We start from the raw sequence: 21363 nt of genomic DNA, 5'->3' as shown, positions 1-21363 counted from the left end.
GCGCAGACGTCAGCGAGGATAAATCCAGGCGTAACCAAAGAGGCGTTGGTCCTGTGGTCGCCCGCCGATGTATCCGATGCTCGTGTTCTTCACGGTGACTGTACCGTATTGCGGACCAAGGTTTTGTTGGATCCACTCAACCAGTTCCGGCGGCGGCGTGGTGGTCTCCCGGGATGGGAGCCAAACAGCGAGGATCGGCTTGTCAGCTGTCCACTCGTAGTCAACAAGCAGATTGCCAAAGAACGTGCATAGTGTCGGAACATCGGGCAGTTGCAGGCGCAGGTTTCCTGAAGCGAGCCACCCATCGGTCAACACCAGCCCCGGGCGCTTGCCTTCCTCCGCGACGATCTTGCCGACAAACTCTTCGTAAGGCGCGTTGTAGGCCTCAGGTCGACCGAACAGCGTCGGTGCGTGCGCTCGGACTAAAATAAGCGACGGGACGACGATCATCACCGCGAGCGGGACGATAAAGAAGCGTTTTGCGAAGTCTTCCGGCCGAATATCCCGTGCCTGCATCTTGAGGCAAAAGGCGATCGGCATCAGGAAGAGAAGGGGCAGCACCCACCTGTCGCGCATGGATGTTATGCCGATGGCGAAGACCAGCAGTAGAACCTGCAAGCCAATCACCAGGAATATGGTGTCGAAAAAGTGAGCCCAAACGGTGGTCGGTCGCAGGCTGCGGAGAAACTTTTTGCCGAAGATGATTGCATAAACCGCGACGAGCGGCGCCAAGATCACCAGGACCTGACCAAAGAACTCGGTCGGCCCCTTGATCAGCTTCGCGAGCGCACTGGTCGGCGCTTCTTGTGCCATGGTATGGAGCGTGCGGGTTGCGGCCAGGCCGAGATTGTCGATCAGCCAAAGGCCATGTGGCAGGAAGATGAGGCCCGCAATCGCCACCGACAACAGGAAGCGCCAGTCGAGTAGTCGCCTCAGTCCGACCGGATGCAGGAATACCGCAACCAGTGCTGCGAGCACGACGAGAGTGAAGTTGTACTTCGTCAGCATGCCGAGGCCAAGCGTGACGCCGATCATCGCGTAGGAAAGCAGCGACGGTGCCTTCAGCGTCTTGATGATGCTGTAGAGCAGCAGGTTGATCATCAGCATCTGGGCGACCGTATGGGTCAGGTCCCTTTGAGCTTGCCAGAAAACCTGCGGAATCGCGAACAGCGAGAGCGTCGCGATGGCGGCAAACAACCGATCGTCGAGTACGAGTTTTGCGAGCTTGTAGTAGCTCAGGAAAAGAAAAAACAGGATCAGGTTCTTGGCTGCGGCAATCGTTACGACAGACAGCCCAAACGCCGACACGACGATGGCCTGAAACCAGTTGTAGAGCGGCGGCTGAGTGTCGTATCCAGCCACGAGCCATTGAGAGAAGAACGCTTGTTGGGATTCATCCACTCGCAGCCCGTTTGGCACGAGCAGGCGAACGACAAAACTGATAACAAAATATGCCGCCAGCAGTAGGACAACAGTGTCCGGCTTGCGAGCCAGCAGACTACGCATTCTCACTTCCATCGAAGATCTGGCGGACGATGTAGTTCGGTGACGTGTCGTCGCGGTAGTAGGTACGGGCGATCATTTCGGCGAGGATGCCGGTCGTAATCAGCTGGACCGAGGAAAGCATGAAGACGATGCCAACCATCAGCAGCGGACGTGTACCAATATCGTCACCCATGACGAACTTGTCGAAGAGCAGGTAAAGCATGACAAGGACTGAGATTGCACCGAGGCCAAGACCTAGCGAGCCGAAGAAGTGACCCGGCCGTGCCTTGTACCGCATGAAGAACATGACCGAGAGCAGATCGAGGATCACGCGGAATGTGCGTGAGATGCCGTACTTGGACTGGCCGTGCTGACGTGCATGGTGCGTTACGACCATCTCGCCGATACGCGAGCTCGGTACGACGCCGGCAACCCAGGCCGGGATGAAGCGGTGCATTTCGCCCATCAGCTTCACCTGTTTGATGACCGAGGCACGATAGATCTTCAGGCTGCAGCCGTAGTCGTGAAGCTTCACGCCGGTAATCCGGCCGATGAGATAGTTGGCGCACCATGATGGGATCTTGCGCAGCAGAAGACCATCTTGCCGGTTCTTGCGCCAGCCGACGAGAAGATCAAGCTGGCGGCGTTCGAGTTCGGCGACCATCGACGGAATGTCTTTCGGATCATTCTGCAGGTCGCCGTCCATCGTGGCGATAAGTCGCCCGGTCGCGGCGTCGATGCCGGCCTGCATTGCGGCGGTCTGGCCAAAATTGCGCTGCAGCTCGACAATCCTCAGGGTAAGCCCCTCGCGGCCGATATGCTTGCGTGCATTGGCGAGCGTTGCGTCCGTGCTGCCATCGTCGATCAGGATGAGCTCCCAGCCATCAGCGTAATTTGCCATTGCCAGGCAAATGCGATCGATCAGTGGGCCGACGCTCTCCTCCTCGTTGAAGACGGGCACCACCAGCGACAATTCGACCGGCCGTATCGCTTCCGCGAGGCCTTGACGCGAGTCTACCGTTGTCTGCACGTTTGATTTCTCCTACAAGGCGCACGGCCGCAGGCGGCTTTCGCCGCGATAGTCAGGAAAGCCTACTATATGAAGTTTCCGGTTGTTGCCAGCCGACAATCCTGGTTTATCCGCAATCGAATGACGTTGCTGACGATCGCAATCGTCGTGGCTTATGCTCTTTTCATCCAGTGGTTCTGGGGCTGGCCGGTCATTCTCGGACAATGGGCCGAGGTGGGGGTAATCCCGGTTGTCGGCGCTCTGGTCATGCTTACCAGCACCTACTTCCTCCGGACCTGGCGCATTTACGATTATTTCCCGCGCGAGACGGCGGGTCGTTTCAAGGTGCTTTTCCGCATTACGCAGATCCACAATCTCCTGAACATCATGCTGCCGTTTCGAACTGGCGAGACGAGTTTTCCGGTGTTGATGCGCACCGAGTTCGGCATCCCTCTGGCGCGTGGCACCTCGGCGCTCCTCGTCATGCGTCTGCTTGACTTGCACGCCTTGCTGGCGGCAGCCGGCATAGGCTTCGCAATCGCATCACCCCACAAGGTGATTGCGTGGATGATATGGACAGCGTTTCTGGCGATTCCAGTCGTTGCTTTTACTCTGAGGCGGCCGCTGCTTCGGCTTGCCGGCAGGCTCCTGCCAGTCAAGGCTCAGAAACTCGTCATAGAAATCGAGAGGGGCCTTCCCATCGACGCGGCTGCTTTTGGGCGTGCTTGGGCGATGACCGTCATCAACTGGCTCGTGAAGGTTCTGGTGCTCGCCTGGGCGCTCAGCTTGATGGGCGTCTTGCCGATGGCCGCGAGCTTCGGAGGGGCGCTTGGCGGCGAGCTTTCCTCGGTGCTCCCAGTGCATGCTCCAGGCGGCGTTGGGACGTATCCCGCTGGGATCACAGCCGGGGCTGTCGCCCTTGGCGCATCCGGCGAGAAGACAGCCCTCGCTGCCTTGGCACAAGCAAGCATCAACGCACATCTGCTGATCATCGTTTCGGCCCTGACCGGCACGGCGATCTCGCTACCTCTGGGCCGCACCCGAAAGCTCTGAGATGCGGTTTCTCAGGAAGGCCTGCTCCGGCGCCTGCTGGCACAGGCGCAACGCCGCCTCATAGGCCGCAATTGCGGCCTCCTTCCGGCCGAGCCGCCGCAGCAAGTCGGCGCGGGCAGAGTGCGCGAGGTGATAGTTCTCCAGTTCTCCAGCCTGCAGAATCGCATCGACCAACTGCAGTCCCTTTTCTGGTCCTTCGACCATCGCCACCGCAACGGCTCTATTAAGCTCAGCAATCGGCGACGAATGGGCAGAGAGCAACAGATCGTAGTAGCCGACGATGCGTCGCCAATCTGTCTTCTCCGGCGCCTCGGCCCGGGCGTGCTCCGCGGCAATGGCTGCCTGCAGCGTATAGATACCGACCTCTCCATTCCGCATGGCACCGTCGAGACGTCCAAGACCTTCACGAACCTTTTCATGATCCCAAAGGCTGCGATCCTGATTGGCAAGCAGAATGAGACTTCCCCCTGGGCTTCGCCTGGCGGCACGACGCGAATCCTGCAGGAGGAGCAGGGCAAGCAGCCCCGAGACGTCAGGATGTGGCAGGAGCCCCGCGAGCAACCGCGCAAGGCGGATGGCTTCCGAGGTGAGATCTGCCCGGACGATCTCATCGCCCGAGGACGCGGAATAGCCCTCGTTGAAGACGAGGTAGATGACATGCAACACCCGGTCCAACCGTTCCGGCAATTCGTCCCGTTCGGGGACCTCGTAGGGAATTTTCGCCGACCGGATCTTGTTCTTCGCACGAACGATGCGCTGCGCCACAGTCGGGGCGGGGACGAGAAACGCGTGGGCGATCTCCTCGGTCGTAAGCCCGCATATTTCTCTAAGAGCCATCGCCATCTGCGCGTCAGCTGGTATGGCTGGATGGCAGCACGTGAAGATCAAGCGGAGCATGTCGTCTTCGATCAGTTCCACGTCGCCGATCTCCGTTTCGTCGAAAGACCCATAGAGGCTGTCCTCGATGTCCTTCACCGACATATCAAATCGTGACCGGCGCCTGATATGATCGATCGCGCGAAACCGCCCCGCCGAAACCAGCCAGCCGAAGGGGTTCGCCGGTACGCCATCGCGTGGCCACGTCCGCGCGGCGGCTGCAAACGCGTCGTGCAAGGCTTCCTCGGCCCTGTCGAAGTCGCCGAGGAGACGGATGAGGGTCGCAAGCACCCGGCGAGACTGCGTCCGGTAGATATCCTCGATCAGATGTTCCAACCTTCACTCCCGCAGTGTCAAAATCCTCACGGGGCGGACTTCCACAGTTCCAATTCGGGCGCAGGGAATTCCAGCGGCAATGGCTATTGCCTCACTCATATCAGAGGCATCGATGACGTAGAGACCGGCCAGATGCTCCTTGGTCTCGACATACGGGCCGTCCGTCATGCTGATCTCATTGTTGCGCACCCGAAGGACAACGGCCTTGTCGGGCGTTTCGAGGGCATCGGCGTGGATCAGCGTCCCACGATCGCGCAAATCTTCGTCGAAGCCGAAGTGAGCACGAACGACTGCCTCCGTTTCAGCCACCGTCTGGCGACCATCTACATCAGCTGAATTGTAGATCAGGCAAACAAAGCGCATAGCATCATCTCCCGTCCTTGATGGAATAGCCGGGACGGATCTCGATCGAGGCATACCTCAGTATCGGAAGCGTGGAGACGATCGTCTTGGCTTCTTCCATATCCGCAGCTTCGATCAGTACGAAGCCACCGAGGTGTTCCTTGATTTCGGCGAAGGGGCCGTCGGTTGCGGTGGTGACGCCTTGCTTGCTACGGACAGTGACGGCCGTTTCGGGCGCGCGCAACGCCAATGCGGCCTGGAAGACCCCTCGCTCCTCCCAATGATTGTCGCTTGCGATGCACTCCTGCGTGAGCGCATCCCACTCTTCCTGCAGGACGAGTTTGCTCTTTTCCGTGTCGAACCAGATCTGGCAGAGATATTTCATGACGTCTCCCTCATTTGTGAACTGGAATGTCGTAGATCGGCCTGACTTCGATCGATCCGAGTTTCGCAAGTGGAATGCCGGCGGCGACGCGAATGGCATCATTCAGATCTTTTGCTTCGATGAGAATGAAGCCGCCGAGTTGTTCTTTTGTTTCCGCAAAGGGACCGTCCGTCACAGACATCTCACCGTTGCGAACGCGGACAGTCATGGCGCTCCTTGGCGATTGCAGAGCGTGGCCGGCAAGCATGTGCCCGCTCGCGATCAGATCATCGTCGTAGGCAAGGGACGCCTTGTCGAGGTTCCTTTTCTCGTCGTCGGTCATGGTCTCAAGCGTCACAGGCTCGAACCAGACCTGGCAGAGATATTTCATCGTTGGCTCTCCGTTGGCTGCGTCAATCACTAGACGGCCAGCCTAGGGCGATTTCGACAGCAAGCGAAAAAAATCTTTTTGGGGGAGGTCGCGTCGAAACGAACCGGCCAGCTTCGACAAAGTGTCGTCAACAACAAGGAGTGACGACGATGAATCTTTTCGAGATTGCACTGGCGAACTGCATCACGGCGACTCGCCTACAGGACAAGCGTCAACGCCTCGGTGCGACGACGTCAACGAAGCGGAGCATAATCACCCGGCTCACCGCGATTGCTGTCGTTCTTTCAGTCGCTATCCTGGCGCTGGATACCGCCGGCGAACGTTACGAGCAGCAACTCGCCATCGCGGTTGCCGCCACGCGCCAGTAAGGAAACGGCCTATTGGAAGGCCGTTTCGAAGAAGCTTCTGAGTTTGCGTGAATGCAGCGCTTCCGGCGGCATTGCTGCGAGCTTCTGGATCGCCCGAATGCCGATCTGCAGATGCTGGTTGACCTGCGTCCGGTAGAAGGCAGTGGCCATGCCCGGCAGCTTCAATTCGCCGTGCAGCGGCTTGTCCGATACGCAAAGCAAAGTGCCGTAGGGCACGCGGAAGCGGAAGCCGTTTGCAGCAATCGTGGCCGATTCCATATCGAGCGCGATGGCACGTGCCTGGGACAAACGCTTCACCGGGCCACGCTGGTCACGCAGCTCCCAGTTCCGGTTGTCGATCGTACCAACCGTACCGGTGCGCATGATCCGCTTCAGCTCGAAGCCCTCGTAGCCGGTAATCTCTGCGACGGCACCCTCAAGCGCGACCTGTACTTCTGCGAGCGCCGGGATCGGCACCCAGACCGGCAGGTCGTCGTCCAGAACGTGGTCCTCGCGCATATAGGCATGCGCCAGGACATAATCGCCGAGACGCTGGCTGTTGCGCAGACCAGCGCAATGGCCGAGCATCAGCCAGGCATGCGGACGAAGCACGGCCACGTGGTCGGTAATCGTCTTGGCATTGGACGGGCCGACGCCGATGTTGATCATCGTGATGCCGGCATGCCCCTTTTTCTTCAGATGGTAGGCGGGCATCTGCGGCAGGCGTGAAAGCGCAACGTCCGTCTCCGGCCGACTGGATCCGGCATGCGTAATAATGTTGCTGGGCTCGACGAAGGCCGTGTATCCATCGCCACCTTCGGCCATCAGCTTGCGTGCCCAGAGGCAGAATTCGTCCATGTAGAACTGATAGTTCGTGAACAGCACGAAATTCTGGAAGTGCTGGGCGCTGGTCGCGGTGTAGTGCGAAAGCCGGGCGAGGGAGTAGTCGATGCGCTGAGCCGTAAAGGCAGCAAGCGGCGAAGGTTCGCCGGGCGGCGGAATGTATTCGCCGTTGGCGATTTCATCGTCCGTCGTATTCAGATCCGGCGTGTCGAACAGATCGCGCATCGGAATGTCCAGGAACGCTGCAGCCGATGCCTCGACATGCGCGCCCTCGCCGAAAGCGAAATGCAGGGGAATAGGCGTCGCCGATTCCGAGACGACGACCGGTACGTCATGGTTCTTCATCAGCAAGCCCAGCTGCTGCTTCAGATAGTGACGGAAGAGCTGCGGCCGCGTGATGGTCGTCGTGTAGATCCCGGGAGCGGTGACATGGCCGTAGGAGAGCCGCGTATCGACGTGGCCGTAGCTGGTCGTCTCGATGCTCACCTGCGGATAGAAGGCACGATACCGCGACGTGATCGGCGCTCCCTTGGCAAGGCTGGCAAAGCTCTCGATCAGGAAGTTGGTATTGCGCTCATAGAGTTCGGTCAGCACATCGACAGCCTTGACCGGGTCGTCAAAGGTTTGCGGAACGAAGGGGGACGGGGACAGAATGTCGAGGGGTGAAGAGATTCGTTTGCTCATGCGCCATTATAGGGTGTTGTTTTTAACAAGCAAACGACGCATCGGAGGGGGCTGCACAGGTTTGAGGCGCGGCCGATGTCACCCGCGCCGATGGATTAGCGGATTGTCCTGCAGAACGGGGTGCTGGTGTCGAAGCAGGTATAGTTGGCTCCGAAGTGAGACTGCGCACCGCCGCCTGCGTTGCGGCTGACGGCCGCTGAGAAGCTGACGGCGAAGACCGCAGCAAACAGTGTAATGATGGTGAAACGTCTTGCCAAAATGAGCATATCCATGACTTTGCCCCGGTATCGCCTTAGCGTTGAGACAGTTTTGCCACGCTATGGCTGAACCGGTGCTGAGATCCCGGTTCATCCGCCGTTCAGGAAGTCGGCGAGCTTGAAGCGTGGCTACCACTGCTTATCTCTTGAGTCCGCAAAGGAGATTTTCATGACGGCACCGATTGAGCTTTATTACTGGCCCACCCCGAATGGCTGGAAGATCAGCATCATGCTCGAGGAACTCGGCGTTCCCTACGAGGTCAAATACATCAACATCGGACGCGGCGAGCAATTCGCGCCGGAGTTTCTGAAGATCGCGCCAAACAACCGTATGCCGGCGATCATCGATCCGGATGGTCCTGGGGGTGATCCGATCTCTGTGTTCGAATCCGGCGCTATTCTCCAGTACCTCGGCCGCAAGTTCGGGAAGTTCTATTCGACGGACGAGCGCATACGCGTGCAGATCGAGGAATGGCTTTTCTGGCAGGTGGGCGGCTTAGGCCCAATGGCCGGACAGGCGCACCACTTCCGCGGTTATGCGCCGGAGAAGATCGAATACGGCATCAACCGCTACACCAACGAAGTAAACCGCCTGTATGGCGTGATGAACAAGCGGTTGGCGGATCGTGAATATCTCGCCGGCGACTATTCGATTGCTGATATGGCCAGTATCGGCTGGGTCATTCCCTACGAGAAGCAGGGGCAGGACCTCAATGAGTTTCCTCACCTCAAGCGCTGGTTCGATACGATGATGGCGCGTCCGGCGGTGATCCGCGGGACGGCGGTCGGCAAGGAAGAGCGCGAACGCAGCAACCTTGCCGAAGACAAGGAAGCACAGAAGATCCTCTTCAATCAGCGCGCCCAATGAAATAAGAAGCGCCCGGCCATCGTCCGGGCGCTTCTTTTCGCGATTCATCTTGCTACAGGCGCGTCCAGGTCTGGGATTTGCAGAGCACGTTGAGGACGCAGCCCTTCATTTTCAGTGAGTTTCCGAGAACGTTGCCCGATCCGCTGTAGGTCTTGTCGTTGGCGGGATCGGTGATCTGGCCGCTGTAGCTCACGCCGCTGCCTGCAAGCGTTCCGATCTTCTTGCCGGCATACTTGCCCGTTTTCAGCACGATGCAGTAGCTGCCGCCGCAGGATGCAATATGCGCCGTGTCACCGGAAGCCGTTTTCCAATTGCCGACGATCGGTTCGTCTGCAAAGGCCGGCCCGGCGGCAAGCGCCAACGCTCCAGCGAAAATAAGCGTGCGGATCATTCATTCCTCCCTTATGCCCCGGCGGGAAAATATATGACGCGAACGTAAACGTAAATCTGTTTCTTGTGGTTCGCGACAACCGCGTTTGATGAGCCAGAGGCGACAAAATCTTCCGTTTCAGACATGCGATGCTGATTTCGTGGTGAACGGAAGGTTGATTTCGAGATCTAAATATTCCGTAAAATTGTGTCGAAAATCCTTAATCGGCAGGCATCGCGATGTTTAACAAAAATCCAATTTTACCAAGTGTTTGCACTTTGTTTGTTTCAAATTAATCATGCATTTTAGGCGTTTTTTGAAAGGGTATTGGCATAGTGGAGCCATCAAACGAGCGGGGCAAACCCGCCGAACCGAAGGGCACTTAAAGCCGCGATAGACGGCAAGGCCCGGAAGGTAAAACAGGGTAAGTCGACAACAGGCTAAACAGGGATAAACCGATGGCACGCTTTGAAATGCACAATGCTGAAATGGCCACCATGGGTGGCGAAAACAACGCCGATATCTTCTGCGAGATGGGTCTGATGTATGCGACCGGTCGCGGTTGCGCCGTCGATCTGGTCGCCGCGCACAAGTGGCTGAACATTGCGGCGATCAAGGGCAACGACCGCGCCGCCGAGCTTCGCGCCGATGTCGCCGCAAACATGGACAAGATGCAGATCGTCGAGGCGCTCCGGGCCGCTCGCGAGTGGATGACGATCCACTAAAAGCCGGCTGGCCGCCAACACGCGAGCGAGAATCAATAACAACCTCAAAAGAGGGGCGGCGGGAGCTTTTTGAAGAAGCCGATGCCACGAACATGAACCGCGACCGGCAGGAACAAGGCCGGCGCGGTTCTTTGCTTTGCGCTAGCCCAGCGCCTTGAGCACTTCCGGTAGTGCTTCTTCGAAAAGCGCCATCTCGTCTTCCGGTCCGACACTGACGCGGATGCAACGATTGAGTGGAACAACACCCGGCATCCGGATGAAGACACCATGCTGCATCAGCCCGTCGACGATGGCGCGGGCATAAGTGCCGTCGCGTCCGGCGTCGATGGCAACGAAGTTGGTCGCGGACGCAAGTGGAACCAGGTTGTTCGCCTTGGCAATTGCGGTGATTCGGTCGCGTGCCATGCGGATGTTGCTCACGACTTCGGCGAGATAGGCCTGATCCTTGAGTGCCGCCAGAGCCGCCACCGTCGCCAGCCGGTTCATCCCGAAATGATTGCGGATCTTGTCGAACGCGCGTGCGGTGCCTGGTGTCGAGATGACATAGCCGACCCTGGCGCCAGCTAGGCCGTAGGCCTTCGAGAATGTCCGCGTGCGCACGATATTGGGAAGGTCGATGAGCGCCTCGATCGCTGGCAGAGATCCGGCCGGCCCGGTTTCGCTGTAGGCCTCGTCGAGGACCAGCATCGTGGTTTCCGGGAGCGCGCGGGCAAAGGCGACGATGCTATCGGCATCCCACCAGCTTCCCATCGGATTGTCCGGGTTGGCGAAATAGACCAGAGGCGCGTTCTCGCGCTTAGCGGCCTCCAGAAGGCCGTCGAGGTCTTCGCGATCGTTGACATAGGGCACGGTGACGAGCCGGCCGCCGAAGCCGGCTACGTGGAAGTTGAAGGTCGGATAGCCACCGAGCGAGGTCACGACAGGCGCCCCAGGCTCGATCACGAGCCGCACGATCTGACCGAGCAATTCATCGATGCCGCCACCGATCGCGATGGAGTCGATTCCGACGCCCAGATGCCTGGCGAGCGCCTCCCTGAGTGCATAGTTTTCGGGGTCGTTGTATTTCCAGATATCACCAGCCTGCTCGCGCATGGCGGCAAGCACCGACGGGGCAGGGCCGAAACCATTCTCATTGGCGCCGATCCGCGCCTTGACCAAAAGGCCGCGCTGGCGCTCGATCGCTTCTGGACCGACGAAGGGAACGGTGGAGGGAAGGGCGCTAGCAAGCGGCGTGAAGCGCGAAAAGGCGGACATGCTGGAGCAGTTTCCTGGATGCTGTGGAAAATCGGACCGAGAATAGGCTCTGCTGCCGCCAAGGCAAGAAACATTATTCCGCGGTGAGCGCGATTTACATGCGTACGGCTCCGCGGGCTTCGAGTGCTTCCACGTTGCCGGCCATGAAATCCGCACGCACGACGCGACGTAGAACCTCCGGCTCGATTGTATTGATGAACCGCACGCCAATGCGCTCGTTATTGCGATAGACCTCGGCGCAACCAATCCGATAGGCAAGGCCAAGAATACTAAGGTAGTAGTGCTTTGGCAGGCCCGCTGTGGATGAAACGACAAACGTGGCACCCCCGCGCGAGATGTCGATGATCTCTGCGCTGCGGATGGAGATACCGGTAAGGCAGGGCCGCACCGCGATGATACGCGCAGGGCGTCTAACACTGAACTGTTCCCAGCGCGTCTCGTAAACCGCAGATTTTACGGTCGCAAGGTGCGTGGCGCGAAGCATCGACATTTCCGCGTGTCTCCCTGGAACCAAGGTCGTCCCGGTCCTCTTCGACTGGAGCTTCACACGAATGCTTTGCGCAATTGTCAAGGAACCAAATACAATTTTAACGACGCAGTCGTTTTCCGGGCGTCCCACCTTGGAAGACGGGAATTCAGATCGAGCGGCCAGGGCTGCGAGCACCGCGATGCGCCGCAATTGTCGTAAAAAAGTCATCGAACTCTTTTCGGCTCTGCACGTTTTTCTGATTGTCGGGGGCGCCGATGGCGCTTCAAAATTACAAAGCGAGGAAATCACAATGGCTGATGTCAGAGTTCCGTCGAAATCGTGGGTGGTCGTTTGCGATGGTGCCAAGGCATTGATCCTGCAGAACGCAGGCGACATAGAATTGATGAACCTCAAGGTTGAGGAAACCTTGAGCCAGCCCAATGAGCCGGATCGCGAAATAGGAGCCGACAAACCGGGTCGAACGCACGCGGCCGATGGGCAGAGCGCTAGTGCCGTCGAGCAAACAGATTGGCATGAGCAGGCCGAGGCACAGTTTCTGAAACAGGTTGCCGTGAAAATGGACCTGTTGGTGCGCGAAAAGAATGCTCGCAACATCATTTTGGTCGCGCCGCCAAAGGCACTCGGCACCCTGCGGAGCAACCTGACACCTCAAGTTCAGGCTGCGATTTCGGCTGAAGTGCCGAAGGACTACATCAATCTGCCTGTCGACCAGATAGAGCGACACCTAGCTGCTTGAGACACTATCGCCAAACCCGGATCTGCGCCGGCGGCTTCTATGGTCCCGGCGCCCCACCGGCAAAGAGCGTTTCGTTCTCGGAAAAAAGCCCGACCAGTCGATCAATGACGGTGCGCACTTCCGGGCGTTGACGCTCGTCGTCGTGAGCCGTGACCCACATCTCGTAAGTCAACTCTTCGATAAGCGGCCCAGCGCGAACGAGGCTCTGGTCAGAATCCCCGATGAAGCACGGTAGGACGCCGCGTCCGGCACCGCCGCGGATGAGATAGAAGAGCATATGCGGCGTATTCGTCCAGCCGGTGATCCAGTAGTCCGGATGCTCGAAGGTCCACTTGTCGGCCGGCGTGATGGCGATGTCTGTGCCGAGTGAGATCCAGTTGCGGTTGCGATCGTCGAAGCTGCGCGCCTGGTAAACGGCATGTGCAACGCCGACGGATCGCCGAATTGCAACGTTGCCGGTGTCGGGGCGGTCATGGCGAATAGCGATGTGGGCCTCGCGGTAGGTGAAGTCGACGCCGCCGTCGCAGGTCTTGTAGCACATCCGAAAGGCGTCCTTCGGCGTCCAGATGGCTGCAAGGTGGGAGGCGACAAAGCGTGACGTCCAACTGTCGGCGGCCATCGAGACGATGGGAAGCGTCAACACTTCGCCTCGCCAATCCGCAATGGATTGGGCTGCGTCCTGCATCAAGCGAACCCGCTCGAGAAGTGCAACTCCGTCCTTTGCCAGCAGGTATCCCGTCGGTCCGCGGTTGAAGAGCGCGCGTCCCGTCGCACGCTCCAGTGCCAGCATGCGACGGCCTATCGTCGGTGCGCTGAGGCCGGTTTGCGTTGCTGCAGCCGAAAGCCCACCGCCAGTCGCCACATGGAAGAACAACTGCAGGTCGTCCCAGTTCGCATCTTTCATGGATGAAAACCCTCTTTCTCCCATGCATCTACATCGAGAGTGCGGGGAGACTTAGCTCAGTCACATCAGCAATAGATGGAGGCCCGAGCAATGGATCTCAACTGGGTGGTTCTCTGGAGTGTCTTTCAGGATCGCAATCGAAAAGTTCACCGGGATCGGTTTAGCGATCCGCTCGAAGGCCCGGAATGGCAGAGCCTTCAGCTGATCGTGCGGCTCTTCGTTTGGCGGGCCGCGAGACGCAGTGCCACCAGGACAGCGGCGTTGTCGCGAGCGGAATGCGAGAGCGGTCGCACGCCGGCTACGCTTCGAAATTCAGTCGCAAGACGTGATGCAGGAATTCCGGGTTGATCAGCATGTTGAAGCTAATTGTCACGAGGTCGCCCTCGCGCTTGACGACCGTCGAGCCGATCTCGTCGTGAATGCCGAGGATCTCGAGGAAGAAATGATTCGGCACCTCGAGGTTAGGGTTGACCTCGATGACCGCGCCCGCAAGCGTAATGGTGCGGATCAAGCAGCGGACCTGCGTTCCCGTGCTGAGGTGGTGTCCGACAAAGATGATCTTGCCGGGGCGATCGAGCGAAAATTCCCGGTAGGCCTGTTCGGGCTGCGGGTGTTCTGTGTCGAGGTGCATCTGAAAGGCCACGGTAGCCTCCGCTTGTTGTACGCTTCGAGATTAGCGCAAGATTGCTGACAACTTCTGAACAATCTCCCTACAATCTGAAGCTTATGCCTGTCTGGAGAGCAAAATGGCTCATTCTTGGGCAAGACGGGCCTGCTTGACAGTCCGTCGCCCTTCAAGCATATCGGACATGGCTCGAGGCGCCGGCCGCTCGCGGACGAAAAGTCCATGGTGAAGTCCTCGGCAAGATTCAGTCACAGCCATTTGGTGCATGCTGACTGCAGGCAATGCGAGCTCCCTTGTAACGGTCGAAATGGCATGCCTTCCGAAAGGCTGAATCCGTGACCACTGCATATCCAACGATCGAAGAACTGAAATCGCAGGCGAAGCGTCTTCGTCAGGCGATGGAAACACGCGGCACCGCGATCTCCCACAGCGCCGCCCTTGAGCTTGTCGCGCAACAGCACGGCCTGCGTGACTGGAACACGCTTTCCGCGCTTGCGACGCGGCCAAACGAAGAGCCGATCGCCGCGCTTTCCGTCGGCGCCCAAGTCCGCGGCCGGTATCTGAACCAGGCGTTCAGCGGCAAGATCCTGGCGCTTTCGGCGCACGGTGGAGGGCTCCACAAGATCACCATCCACTTCGACGAGCCTGTCGATGTCGTGACCTTCGAGAGTTTCTCGGCGTTCCGGCAGCGCATCAATGCACAGGTCGACGGCAACGGCGTGTCGCCGCGCAAGACGTCGAACGGCGTTCCCCACCTCGTTCTCGACATCTGAGCCGTTCCCGGTTTTCCGTCCCACACGGCCCGCAGCCGCGTGCCGTAGCTCTTCGGTATCCCTATGAAAAACAATGCTGAAAAGAACACGTTTCTGACCGCCCCGCTTGCCGTCGTCTTCGCGCGGACGGCAGCGCCGATCATCATGATCACCACGATCAATGGGCTCTTCGCCGTGGTCGACGCCTACTTTCTCGGTGCCTATGTCGGGCCGGCAGCGCTCTCGGCAGTCACGCTCATCTTTCCCGGGCTGATGATGGTCATCGCCCTGCAATCCCTCGTATCGAACGGCATGGCAAGCATCCTTGCGCGCCAGCTCGGTGCAGGAGACAGGCCGACCGCGCGCCGGACGTTTGCCACTGCGCATCTCCTGGCGATCGCAGTCGTGGCCGCACTCAATCTCGTCTATTGGAGTATCGGCTGGCGGATCGTCGAGGCGGCCGCCGAAGGCAACGCGACGGTGGCCGCGAACGCCACGCTCTTCATGGCGATCATGATCGGCTCGGCGGTCATCGCCTTCTTCCTGTCGCTGAACATCGATGCCCTGCGCTGCGAAGGTCGGATCGCCTTCATGACCGCCGTGACGCTCGCCGCATCGCTCCTCAACATCGCAGCCAACTGGTTTTTCATGGCGGTGATGCAGTGGGGCGTTGCCGGTTCCGCGATCGGCACCGTCTCGGCGCAAGCGATCTGCCTTGCCGCAATCCTCGCCTATCGCTGGCTCAAGGCAGACGCCTTGCGACCGGCAGGTCGCGGCGCGGCTGGCGAATGGAAAACCATCCTCGCATTGGGCATGCCCATGAGTCTCGGTTTCATCGGGATTTCGTTGAGCTCGGCCGCGGTGATCTTCAATCTTTCGCTCTGGGGCAGGTCCGACTACGTGGCGACGATCGGCGCCTACGGCATCATCACGCGGATCATGACCTTCGCCTATCTGCCGCTGCTCGGCCTCAACGTCGCCTTCCAGACCATCTCAGGCAACAATTTCGGGGCAGGGCTCTCCGATCGAGTTGGCCGCAGCCTGCGGATCGCGATGGTCTCGGCGCTCGTCTATTGCGCATCCATCGAGCTGGTCGTCGAATTGCTGGCCGGACGGTTCGGGGCGATCTTCGTTAGCGATCCTGCTGTGATGAGCGAGGTGGCGCGCATCCTGCCCTGGACGGTCGGCTGCTATTTCCTCTTCGGCCAGATGATCGTGCTCTCGGGCTATTTCCAGTCGATCGGGGATGCAAAGCGCGCGGCGATCTTCGGCCTCTCAAGGCCCTATCTCTTCACGCTGCCCCTGACTTTCCTGCTGCCGCATCTCTTCGGCGAGATGGGCATCTGGATGGTGCCGGTCTATGCGGAATTGTGCATGCTGCTGCTCGCTGCCTGGGTGCTTGTTCGCTTGGCGAAAAGCAGGGGCTGGCGCTACGGCCTGCTTCCCGCCTGAAAGACGAGAGCCGCGCCTCATGGGCGCGGCTCTCCTGTTCACTCATTGTTGCTCGCCTGGCCGTGGTCGCTGCAGCATCGGCTTCCTTGAGCGCCTCGGCGCATTCCTGGCAGCACACCTCGACGGTCTTTCCGCCGAGCTTGACACTGATGACATCCGGCCCGAGTTCGCAGTCGCAGGCGGCACAGGTGGTTTTCTTCACGGCAATGATCCTCCGGTTTCATGTCCCATTTGGGACCGGACCATCAGAGCACTTTCGCCGCGGCCGCCGCTGTCGAATTCTTTAGCAACTTGTCAGCGCCGAAGCCGCGCCGCGCGCTGGAATTCCGCGGGCGTCTGACCATAGTTCTGGCGGAACGAGGAGGTGAAGTGGCTGTGGCTGGAAAAGCCCAGTTCCAGGCCGAGCGCCGTCAGGTCGTCGTATTGTCCGAGCAGGTCGAGCGCTCTGGCAAGGCGGAGCCGCAGTTGGTAGCGGTAAAGCGGGGTGGCCTCGACCTGCTGGAAGACCTGCGTGAGATAAACCGGCGAAACGCCGACTTCGCTGGCAATTTCGGCAAGCGTCCACCGCCGCGCGAGATCCGAGGAGAGAGCGAGCTTTGCCCGGTCGACAAGCTTCTGCCGCCCGACGCTGGCACCTGCTGCATGTGATGTTCGTTCTCCGAGCGACCGGCGGACGAGCGTCAATGCCAGCGTTTCGGCTTCCAATGTCTCGGCAGCCTTGCGATGCAGGCCGTGACGCAACAGCGCCACGAGCGCCTGCGCCCGTGGGTCGATCCGCCGCCGCTGCCGGCGGAAGCCGAAAAGCTCTCCCGGCTGCATCTGATCTTTCGGCGCCAGCTCGGCAAGCAATGCTTCGTCGATGGATAGGTCGATACAGGCATCGCCGCCTTCGACTGGGTGGCTGATCCGATAGCCTTGCGCGGTATTGAAGAACAGCATCTGGTTCGCCTCCGCCACGGTGTCGTTGCGCCCGACGTGACGCATGAAAACACCGCGGTAAGGATAGACCAGGCTCGTCCTGTGGGCGCATTCCTCGTCGCTTTTATGCCGGCACGCGCCATTACAGATGACGTCACGGATCGTGACCGTCTTCGTCTTCAGCAGCAGCTCGGTCGAGAATTGCGTCATGACGGTTCCGGAAGTTGCATGCATGAAGCCTGCTATCGGCATCCTAGCACAGTTCAGTCCCGGCAATAGACGTGCACATCGCTTTCGGTCTGATAGCGCGACAGGCCGATATCTTTCAGCTGCTCGTCGGAAAGCTCCATGACAGCGTTCAGGTCGCGCCGCTGTCTCAATTTGTGAGCCGTCCAGTGATAAAAGGAGAGAAGCGCGGTTGGGAGCCGCGATGGCTTGGCCGAACGGCTGCCGGCCGCAAGAATGGTGGTTGAGCCGTGCATGGTAGTCCTCCATCGGTTGATTTCGATGGAGGCAGTGAACCATCCGCACGGCTCGCCCGCTGTCAGATTATTTAGCGATTCTACGTCGTCTTATTTCAGCAGCCACTCGTGCTCCGGCGCATTGTGGAACTTCCACACACGCTTCGGCCCGGCCATGACGTTGAGATAGTAGAGGTCGTAGCCGTGAATGGTGGCGCAGGGGTGATAGCCCTTCGGCACCAGCGTCACATCGCCATTTTCCACCGCCATCGCCTCATCGAGCGAGCGATCGTCGGTGTAGATACGCTGGAACGCAAAGCCCTGCGGCGGGTTCATGCGGTGATAATAGGTTTCTTCCAGCAGGCTCTCATTCGGAAGATTGTCCTGATCGTGCTTGTGCGACGGATAGGACGAGGTGTTTCCGCTCGGCGTGATGACCTCGACAACCAGCAGCGAATGGGCGGAATTGTCGTCTTCGGGCATGATGTTGGTCACGAGACGCACATTCGAGCCCTTGCCGCGCTGGAACTGCGGGTGCACGCCGGGCGAAATCAGCTTTGCTTTATAGTCACCACCGCCAGGCGCAGAGCAGACGGCGAGCTCGAGGTCCGTTTCGGCCGTTACCGACCAGCTGGAGCCGGCCGGTACATAGAGCGAGTGTGGCGCACCCTCGAACGGGCTCATACGCCCGCCGACGGAGCCGAAATCCTCGCCTGCGGCATTTGCCTTGCCCTTGCCTGACACCCAGACAAGGCAGACTTCGCGGTCGCTTGCCTCGCCTGAGACGGTTTCATCAGGCTTGAGCCGATGCATATCGAAGCCAACGTAAGTCCAGCCCGCGCTTTCAGGCGTCACATGAGTGACGCGGCCATGCGTGCTGGATGGTTTCACTTTCAGGTTTGGCATCGGTACTCTCCATTGCCTGCAAATTTCCCCATAGGGGGAGAAGTTGGTGCCCCGTCCTCAGACGGAGCACCTCTCGTCACCCCTTCGGGAAACCTTCTGTCTCGACCGTATAGCCAGCCGCCGTCATCACCCGCATCAGCTCGGCATGACCGATCTCAGCCATCTTCTGCGGCGGCGCCTTGCGCGGATCCTGTTCGGCCTCGACGACAAACCAGCCTTCGTATCCGTAACCGGCAAACCGCTTGACGATGGCGCCGAAATCGAGCGAACCGTCGCCCGGTACGGTAAACGCGCCGAGCGCCACCGCGTCGAGGAAGGATTGCTTGCTACGGTCCAATCCATCGACGACCGACTTGCGGATGTCCTTGACGTGAACGTGGTTGATACGGGCGTGGTGATTGTCGACGGCGCGCAAAACGTCGCCGCCGGCAAAAGCCAGGTGCCCAGCGTCGAGCAGGAGCGGAATGCCTTCGCCCGAATTGCGCATGAAGGCGTCGAGTTCCGGCTCGGTCTCGACGACGGCGGCCATATGGTGGTGATAGGAAAGCGGCATGCCCTGCTCGGCGCACCATTCGCCGAACTGCGTGACCTTGCGCGCATAGGCCTTCATCTCGTCATCCGAGAGGCGCGGCTTGGTGGCGAGTGGCATGGAGCGGTCGCCCTGGATGGAGCGGCCAACTTCGCCATAGACGATGCAGGGCGCGTTGACAGCCTTGAACAGCTCGATCATCGGCGCGATGCGATCCTTGTTGGCCGCGAGCTCCTCGTCGACGAGCGTGCCAGAGAACCAGCCGCCGCAAAGCGTCACGTCGGCGGCGCGCAGGATCGGCAACATCTCGGCCGGATTGTTCGGAAAGCGGCGGCCCTGTTCCATGCCGGTAAAGCCGGCGCCGCGCGACTGGCGCAGGCATTCTTCCAGGGATACGTCGTCGCTGAGCTCGGGAAGATCGTCGTTCCACCAGGCGATCGGCGACATGCCAAGTTTGGCCTTCATCAATAGTCTCCTCAAAAGCATTGTCGGAAGAGCGTCGCCGCTCTTCCAGAAGATGAAATCAGTCGATCAGCCGATGCGCTGGGCGGCGCGCGCCTTGACGTAAGCCGCGTGCGCCTTGTTGACCTGCTCGCGCGGGCTGACTTCGGGAACGGCAACGTCCCACCAGTAGCCACCTGCATCCGTGGTGATCAGCGGATCGGTGTCGATCACGAAGACCGAGGTGCGATCGTTCTTCTTCGAGTCGGCAATTGCCTTCTCCAGCTCGGCGATCGACGCAACCTTGACCGCGATGGCGCCCATGCTCTCGGCATGTGCGCGGAAGTCGATCTCGGGCATGACTTCGTAGTGCGCGTCCTTCAGCAGATTGTTGAAGTTCGCACCACCGGTCGCCATCTGCAGCCGGTTGATGCAGCCATAACCACGGTTGTCGAGCAGGACGATGTTGAGCTTCAGCCCGAGCATGACCGACGTCGCGAGCTCGGAATTCAGCATCATGTAGGACCCGTCGCCGACAAGGACGAAGACTTCCTTCTCAGGATGCGCCATCTTGGCGCCAAGGCCGCCGGCAATCTCGTAGCCCATGCAGGAGAAGCCATATTCCATGTGGTAGCTGCCGGGCGCGGTCGCCGGCCAGAGCTTGTGCATCTCGCCCGGCAGACCGCCGGCAGCACATAGGCCGATGGCCTTTTCGAGATCGATCGAACGGGTAACAGCGCCGATCACCTGGGCGTCGGAGGGTAGGGCGGCATTGGTGCTCGCCATCGCCTTGGCGGCGGCGTCCATCCAGACCTTCTTTTCCCGTTCGGCCTTCTCGGTGAGCCCAGCGGGTGCCTTCCAGCCGGCAAGCCCGCTCGAAACGGCCTTCAATCCTTCGCGGGCATCGGCCACCAGCGTCTGGCCGTCATGCTTGGCTGCGTCGTAGGCGGCAATGTTGAGGCCGAGGATCTTGAGCTTGTCGTTCTGGAAAAGCGCCCAAGAGCCCGTCGTGAAGTCCTGGCAACGTGTGCCGACCGCGATGATAAGGTCCGTTTCCGTTGCAATGGCATTGGCGGCCGATGTCCCGGTCACACCGACGGAGCCAAGCGCCAGCGGATGCCGCTCGTCGATCGCCGACTTACCGGCCTGCGTGACGACGACGGGGATCCGGTGTTCCTCGGCAAACGCCGTGAGCTCCTTGGTGGCCTGCGAATAGAGCACGCCGCCGCCGGCAATGATGACCGGCTTTTCTGATTTCTTGATGAGCGCGATGGCGCTTGCCAACTCATCGGCATCCGGGCGAGGGCGGCGCGTGGTCCAGACACGCTCCTCGAAGAAGCTCTCGGGATAATCGAAGGCTTCGGCCTGCACGTCCTGGCACAATGACAGCGTCACCGGGCCGCAATCATAGGGATCGGTCAGCACCTGCATGGCGCGCTTCAGCGCCGAGATGATTTGCTCCGGCCGTGTGATGCGGTCGAAATACCGGGAAACAGAACGGAAAGCATCGTTCGCCGAAACCGTGCCGTCGCCGAAATCCTCGATCTGCTGCAACACCGGATCGGGCGCGCGATTGGCGAAGACGTCGCCGGGCAGGTAGAGAACCGGGATGCGGTTGACGTGGGCAACACCGGCTGCCGTCACCATGTTGAGTGCGCCTGGACCGATCGACGTCGTGCACGCCATGAAACGCTGGCGAAAATTCGCCTTGGCATAGGCAATTGCTGCATGCGCCATGCCTTGCTCGTTATGGGCGCGATAAGTCGGCAGTTCGCCACGCACCTGATAGAGCGCCTCGCCGATGCCGGCGACATTGCCGTGCCCGAAGATTGCCCAGACGCCGCCGAAGATCGGCACCTTCTTGCCGTCGACCACGGTCATCTGCTTCTTGAGGAAATGCGTGACGGCCTGAGCCATCGTCAATCGTACAGTCTTGCCCATGGGG

At 59.8% G+C, this 21363-nt stretch carries 25 protein-coding genes; 7 read left to right on the top strand and 18 right to left on the bottom strand.

Annotated elements, in window-relative coordinates:
* Positions 1 to 9 precede the first annotated feature (9 nt).
* Positions 10 to 1506: a glycosyltransferase family 39 protein gene (locus FHT97_RS01980; protein ID WP_183859516.1), complete on the bottom strand. Its 1497-nt coding sequence runs from the start codon at positions 1504 to 1506 to the stop codon at positions 10 to 12.
* Positions 1499 to 2515: a glycosyltransferase family 2 protein gene (locus tag FHT97_RS01975; RefSeq protein WP_183859515.1), complete on the bottom strand. Its 1017-nt coding sequence runs from the start codon at positions 2513 to 2515 to the stop codon at positions 1499 to 1501. Before FHT97_RS01975 ends, FHT97_RS01980 begins: the two co-directional genes overlap by 8 nt.
* 69 nt (positions 2516 to 2584) lie before the next feature.
* Between FHT97_RS01975 and FHT97_RS01970 the strand changes: the two genes are divergently transcribed.
* Positions 2585 to 3547, top strand: coding sequence for a lysylphosphatidylglycerol synthase domain-containing protein (locus FHT97_RS01970; protein ID WP_183859513.1), 963 nt, complete (start codon positions 2585 to 2587; stop codon positions 3545 to 3547).
* Here the strand turns inward: FHT97_RS01970 and FHT97_RS01965 are convergent.
* The 4 genes from FHT97_RS01965 to FHT97_RS01950 are packed head-to-tail and all read right to left on the bottom strand — an operon-like array spanning position 3518 to position 5856.
* Positions 3518 to 4759, bottom strand: coding sequence for an RNA polymerase sigma factor (locus FHT97_RS01965; RefSeq protein ID WP_183859511.1), 1242 nt, complete (start codon positions 4757 to 4759; stop codon positions 3518 to 3520). The genes FHT97_RS01970 and FHT97_RS01965 overlap by 30 nt on opposite strands.
* A 3-nt stretch (positions 4760 to 4762) precedes the next feature.
* Positions 4763 to 5122 (bottom strand): YciI family protein, encoded by a 360-nt coding sequence (locus tag FHT97_RS01960; RefSeq protein ID WP_183859509.1) that lies wholly within the window; start codon positions 5120 to 5122, stop codon positions 4763 to 4765.
* A 4-nt stretch (positions 5123 to 5126) separates the two neighbouring features.
* Positions 5127 to 5486 (bottom strand): YciI family protein, encoded by a 360-nt coding sequence (locus FHT97_RS01955; protein ID WP_183859507.1) that lies wholly within the window; start codon positions 5484 to 5486, stop codon positions 5127 to 5129.
* Between the two features lie 10 nt (positions 5487 to 5496).
* Positions 5497 to 5856 carry a YciI family protein gene (locus tag FHT97_RS01950; RefSeq protein ID WP_183859506.1) on the bottom strand — a complete coding sequence of 120 codons (360 nt, stop codon included), beginning with the start codon at positions 5854 to 5856 and terminating at the stop codon, positions 5497 to 5499.
* Positions 5857 to 6005: 149 nt separating this feature from the next.
* Here FHT97_RS01950 and FHT97_RS01945 point away from each other — a divergent pair, with 149 nt between their 5' ends.
* The gene (locus tag FHT97_RS01945) at positions 6006 to 6224 is read left to right on the top strand and encodes a hypothetical protein (RefSeq protein ID WP_183859503.1); all 219 of its coding nucleotides are present in this window, start codon (positions 6006 to 6008) and stop codon (positions 6222 to 6224) included.
* 9 nt (positions 6225 to 6233) lie between these two features.
* Here the strand turns inward: FHT97_RS01945 and amn are convergent, their stop codons facing one another.
* The gene (gene amn, locus FHT97_RS01940) at positions 6234 to 7730 is read right to left on the bottom strand and encodes an AMP nucleosidase (RefSeq protein WP_183859501.1); all 1497 of its coding nucleotides are present in this window, start codon (positions 7728 to 7730) and stop codon (positions 6234 to 6236) included.
* A 95-nt stretch (positions 7731 to 7825) separates the two neighbouring features.
* Positions 7826 to 8002 carry a hypothetical protein gene (locus FHT97_RS01935; protein ID WP_016553349.1) on the bottom strand — a complete coding sequence of 59 codons (177 nt, stop codon included), beginning with the start codon at positions 8000 to 8002 and terminating at the stop codon, positions 7826 to 7828.
* A 154-nt stretch (positions 8003 to 8156) separates the two neighbouring features.
* Between FHT97_RS01935 and FHT97_RS01930 the strand changes: the two genes are divergently transcribed.
* On the top strand, positions 8157 to 8855 hold the full coding sequence (locus FHT97_RS01930) for a glutathione S-transferase N-terminal domain-containing protein (protein WP_183859500.1): 699 nt from the start codon (positions 8157 to 8159) through the stop codon (positions 8853 to 8855).
* A gap of 52 nt (positions 8856 to 8907) precedes the next feature.
* Here FHT97_RS01930 and FHT97_RS01925 read toward each other — a convergent pair whose 3' ends face one another.
* Positions 8908 to 9246: a DUF2147 domain-containing protein gene (locus tag FHT97_RS01925; RefSeq protein ID WP_183859498.1), complete on the bottom strand. Its 339-nt coding sequence runs from the start codon at positions 9244 to 9246 to the stop codon at positions 8908 to 8910.
* 437 nt (positions 9247 to 9683) lie between these two features.
* Between FHT97_RS01925 and FHT97_RS01920 the strand changes: the two genes are divergently transcribed.
* A complete protein-coding gene (locus FHT97_RS01920; RefSeq protein ID WP_183859496.1) occupies positions 9684 to 9950 on the top strand; it encodes a sel1 repeat family protein in 267 nt (88 codons plus the stop codon).
* A 141-nt stretch (positions 9951 to 10091) separates the two neighbouring features.
* On the opposite strand, the gene FHT97_RS01915 is transcribed toward FHT97_RS01920, so the two are convergent.
* Positions 10092 to 11204 carry a pyridoxal phosphate-dependent aminotransferase gene (locus FHT97_RS01915; protein WP_183859494.1) on the bottom strand — a complete coding sequence of 371 codons (1113 nt, stop codon included), beginning with the start codon at positions 11202 to 11204 and terminating at the stop codon, positions 10092 to 10094.
* A gap of 94 nt (positions 11205 to 11298) precedes the next feature.
* On the bottom strand, positions 11299 to 11694 hold the full coding sequence (locus FHT97_RS01910; RefSeq protein ID WP_016553354.1) for a hypothetical protein: 396 nt from the start codon (positions 11692 to 11694) through the stop codon (positions 11299 to 11301).
* Between the two features lie 289 nt (positions 11695 to 11983).
* On the opposite strand from FHT97_RS01910, the gene FHT97_RS01905 reads away from it, so the two are divergent.
* Positions 11984 to 12430: a host attachment family protein gene (locus FHT97_RS01905; RefSeq protein WP_183860719.1), complete on the top strand. Its 447-nt coding sequence runs from the start codon at positions 11984 to 11986 to the stop codon at positions 12428 to 12430.
* Positions 12431 to 12467: 37 nt separating this feature from the next.
* On the opposite strand, the gene FHT97_RS01900 is transcribed toward FHT97_RS01905, so the two are convergent.
* Positions 12468 to 13334, bottom strand: a complete 867-nt coding sequence (locus tag FHT97_RS01900) for a LysR family transcriptional regulator (RefSeq protein WP_183859492.1) — start codon at positions 13332 to 13334, stop codon at positions 12468 to 12470.
* Positions 13335 to 13632: 298 nt separating this feature from the next.
* Complete coding sequence (locus FHT97_RS01895) at positions 13633 to 13965, bottom strand: hypothetical protein (protein WP_183753822.1); 333 nt, start codon at positions 13963 to 13965, stop codon at positions 13633 to 13635.
* A 329-nt stretch (positions 13966 to 14294) separates the two neighbouring features.
* Here FHT97_RS01895 and FHT97_RS01890 point away from each other — a divergent pair, with 329 nt between their 5' ends.
* On the top strand, positions 14295 to 14732 hold the full coding sequence (locus FHT97_RS01890; RefSeq protein WP_183751689.1) for a glyoxalase superfamily protein: 438 nt from the start codon (positions 14295 to 14297) through the stop codon (positions 14730 to 14732).
* A gap of 63 nt (positions 14733 to 14795) precedes the next feature.
* On the top strand, positions 14796 to 16163 hold the full coding sequence (locus FHT97_RS01885) for an MATE family efflux transporter (protein WP_183859490.1): 1368 nt from the start codon (positions 14796 to 14798) through the stop codon (positions 16161 to 16163).
* Positions 16164 to 16457: 294 nt separating this feature from the next.
* On the opposite strand, the gene FHT97_RS01880 is transcribed toward FHT97_RS01885, so the two are convergent.
* The 5 genes from FHT97_RS01880 to iolD form a co-directional block, all read right to left on the bottom strand.
* Positions 16458 to 17291 (bottom strand): helix-turn-helix domain-containing protein, encoded by an 834-nt coding sequence (locus FHT97_RS01880; protein WP_183859488.1) that lies wholly within the window; start codon positions 17289 to 17291, stop codon positions 16458 to 16460.
* A gap of 53 nt (positions 17292 to 17344) precedes the next feature.
* Positions 17345 to 17563 (bottom strand): DUF1127 domain-containing protein, encoded by a 219-nt coding sequence (locus FHT97_RS01875; RefSeq protein ID WP_183859486.1) that lies wholly within the window; start codon positions 17561 to 17563, stop codon positions 17345 to 17347.
* Between the two features lie 90 nt (positions 17564 to 17653).
* A complete protein-coding gene (iolB, locus tag FHT97_RS01870; protein WP_183859484.1) occupies positions 17654 to 18448 on the bottom strand; it encodes a 5-deoxy-glucuronate isomerase in 795 nt (264 codons plus the stop codon).
* Between the two features lie 76 nt (positions 18449 to 18524).
* A complete protein-coding gene (gene iolE, locus FHT97_RS01865) occupies positions 18525 to 19442 on the bottom strand; it encodes a myo-inosose-2 dehydratase (protein ID WP_183859482.1) in 918 nt (305 codons plus the stop codon).
* A 66-nt stretch (positions 19443 to 19508) separates the two neighbouring features.
* Entirely contained in the window at positions 19509 to 21359 is a 1851-nt protein-coding gene (gene iolD, locus FHT97_RS01860) for a 3D-(3,5/4)-trihydroxycyclohexane-1,2-dione acylhydrolase (decyclizing) (protein ID WP_183859480.1), read from the bottom strand.
* Positions 21360 to 21363: the final 4 nt, after the last annotated feature.

Source organism: Rhizobium sp. BK399 (assembly GCF_014194695.1).
GTDB lineage: Bacteria > Pseudomonadota > Alphaproteobacteria > Rhizobiales > Rhizobiaceae > Rhizobium.
This window is presented reverse-complemented; position numbering and strand designations above follow the sequence as displayed.

Bases quoted from the DNA above. Each gene is read 5' to 3' on its own strand.
- FHT97_RS01980 (WP_183859516.1), bottom strand. From the start codon at position 1,506: ATGCGTAGTCTGCTGGCTCGCAAGCCGGACACTGTTGTCCTACTGCTG.
- FHT97_RS01970 (WP_183859513.1), top strand. From the start codon at position 2,585: ATGAAGTTTCCGGTTGTTGCCAGCCGACAATCCTGGTTTATCCGCAAT.
- FHT97_RS01960 (WP_183859509.1), bottom strand. From the start codon at position 5,122: ATGCGCTTTGTTTGCCTGATCTACAATTCAGCTGATGTAGATGGTCGC.
- FHT97_RS01955 (WP_183859507.1), bottom strand. From the start codon at position 5,486: ATGAAATATCTCTGCCAGATCTGGTTCGACACGGAAAAGAGCAAACTC.
- FHT97_RS01950 (WP_183859506.1), bottom strand. From the start codon at position 5,856: ATGAAATATCTCTGCCAGGTCTGGTTCGAGCCTGTGACGCTTGAGACC.
- FHT97_RS01945 (WP_183859503.1), top strand. From the start codon at position 6,006: ATGAATCTTTTCGAGATTGCACTGGCGAACTGCATCACGGCGACTCGC.
- amn (WP_183859501.1), bottom strand. From the start codon at position 7,730: ATGAGCAAACGAATCTCTTCACCCCTCGACATTCTGTCCCCGTCCCCC.
- FHT97_RS01935 (WP_016553349.1), bottom strand. From the start codon at position 8,002: ATGGATATGCTCATTTTGGCAAGACGTTTCACCATCATTACACTGTTT.
- FHT97_RS01930 (WP_183859500.1), top strand. From the start codon at position 8,157: ATGACGGCACCGATTGAGCTTTATTACTGGCCCACCCCGAATGGCTGG.
- FHT97_RS01925 (WP_183859498.1), bottom strand. From the start codon at position 9,246: ATGATCCGCACGCTTATTTTCGCTGGAGCGTTGGCGCTTGCCGCCGGG.
- FHT97_RS01920 (WP_183859496.1), top strand. From the start codon at position 9,684: ATGGCACGCTTTGAAATGCACAATGCTGAAATGGCCACCATGGGTGGC.
- FHT97_RS01915 (WP_183859494.1), bottom strand. From the start codon at position 11,204: ATGTCCGCCTTTTCGCGCTTCACGCCGCTTGCTAGCGCCCTTCCCTCC.
- FHT97_RS01910 (WP_016553354.1), bottom strand. From the start codon at position 11,694: ATGTCGATGCTTCGCGCCACGCACCTTGCGACCGTAAAATCTGCGGTT.
- FHT97_RS01905 (WP_183860719.1), top strand. From the start codon at position 11,984: ATGGCTGATGTCAGAGTTCCGTCGAAATCGTGGGTGGTCGTTTGCGAT.
- FHT97_RS01900 (WP_183859492.1), bottom strand. From the start codon at position 13,334: ATGAAAGATGCGAACTGGGACGACCTGCAGTTGTTCTTCCATGTGGCG.
- FHT97_RS01895 (WP_183753822.1), bottom strand. From the start codon at position 13,965: ATGCACCTCGACACAGAACACCCGCAGCCCGAACAGGCCTACCGGGAA.
- FHT97_RS01885 (WP_183859490.1), top strand. From the start codon at position 14,796: ATGAAAAACAATGCTGAAAAGAACACGTTTCTGACCGCCCCGCTTGCC.
- FHT97_RS01880 (WP_183859488.1), bottom strand. From the start codon at position 17,291: ATGACGCAATTCTCGACCGAGCTGCTGCTGAAGACGAAGACGGTCACG.
- FHT97_RS01875 (WP_183859486.1), bottom strand. From the start codon at position 17,563: ATGCACGGCTCAACCACCATTCTTGCGGCCGGCAGCCGTTCGGCCAAG.
- iolB (WP_183859484.1), bottom strand. From the start codon at position 18,448: ATGCCAAACCTGAAAGTGAAACCATCCAGCACGCATGGCCGCGTCACT.
- iolE (WP_183859482.1), bottom strand. From the start codon at position 19,442: ATGAAGGCCAAACTTGGCATGTCGCCGATCGCCTGGTGGAACGACGAT.
- iolD (WP_183859480.1), bottom strand. From the start codon at position 21,359: ATGGGCAAGACTGTACGATTGACGATGGCTCAGGCCGTCACGCATTTC.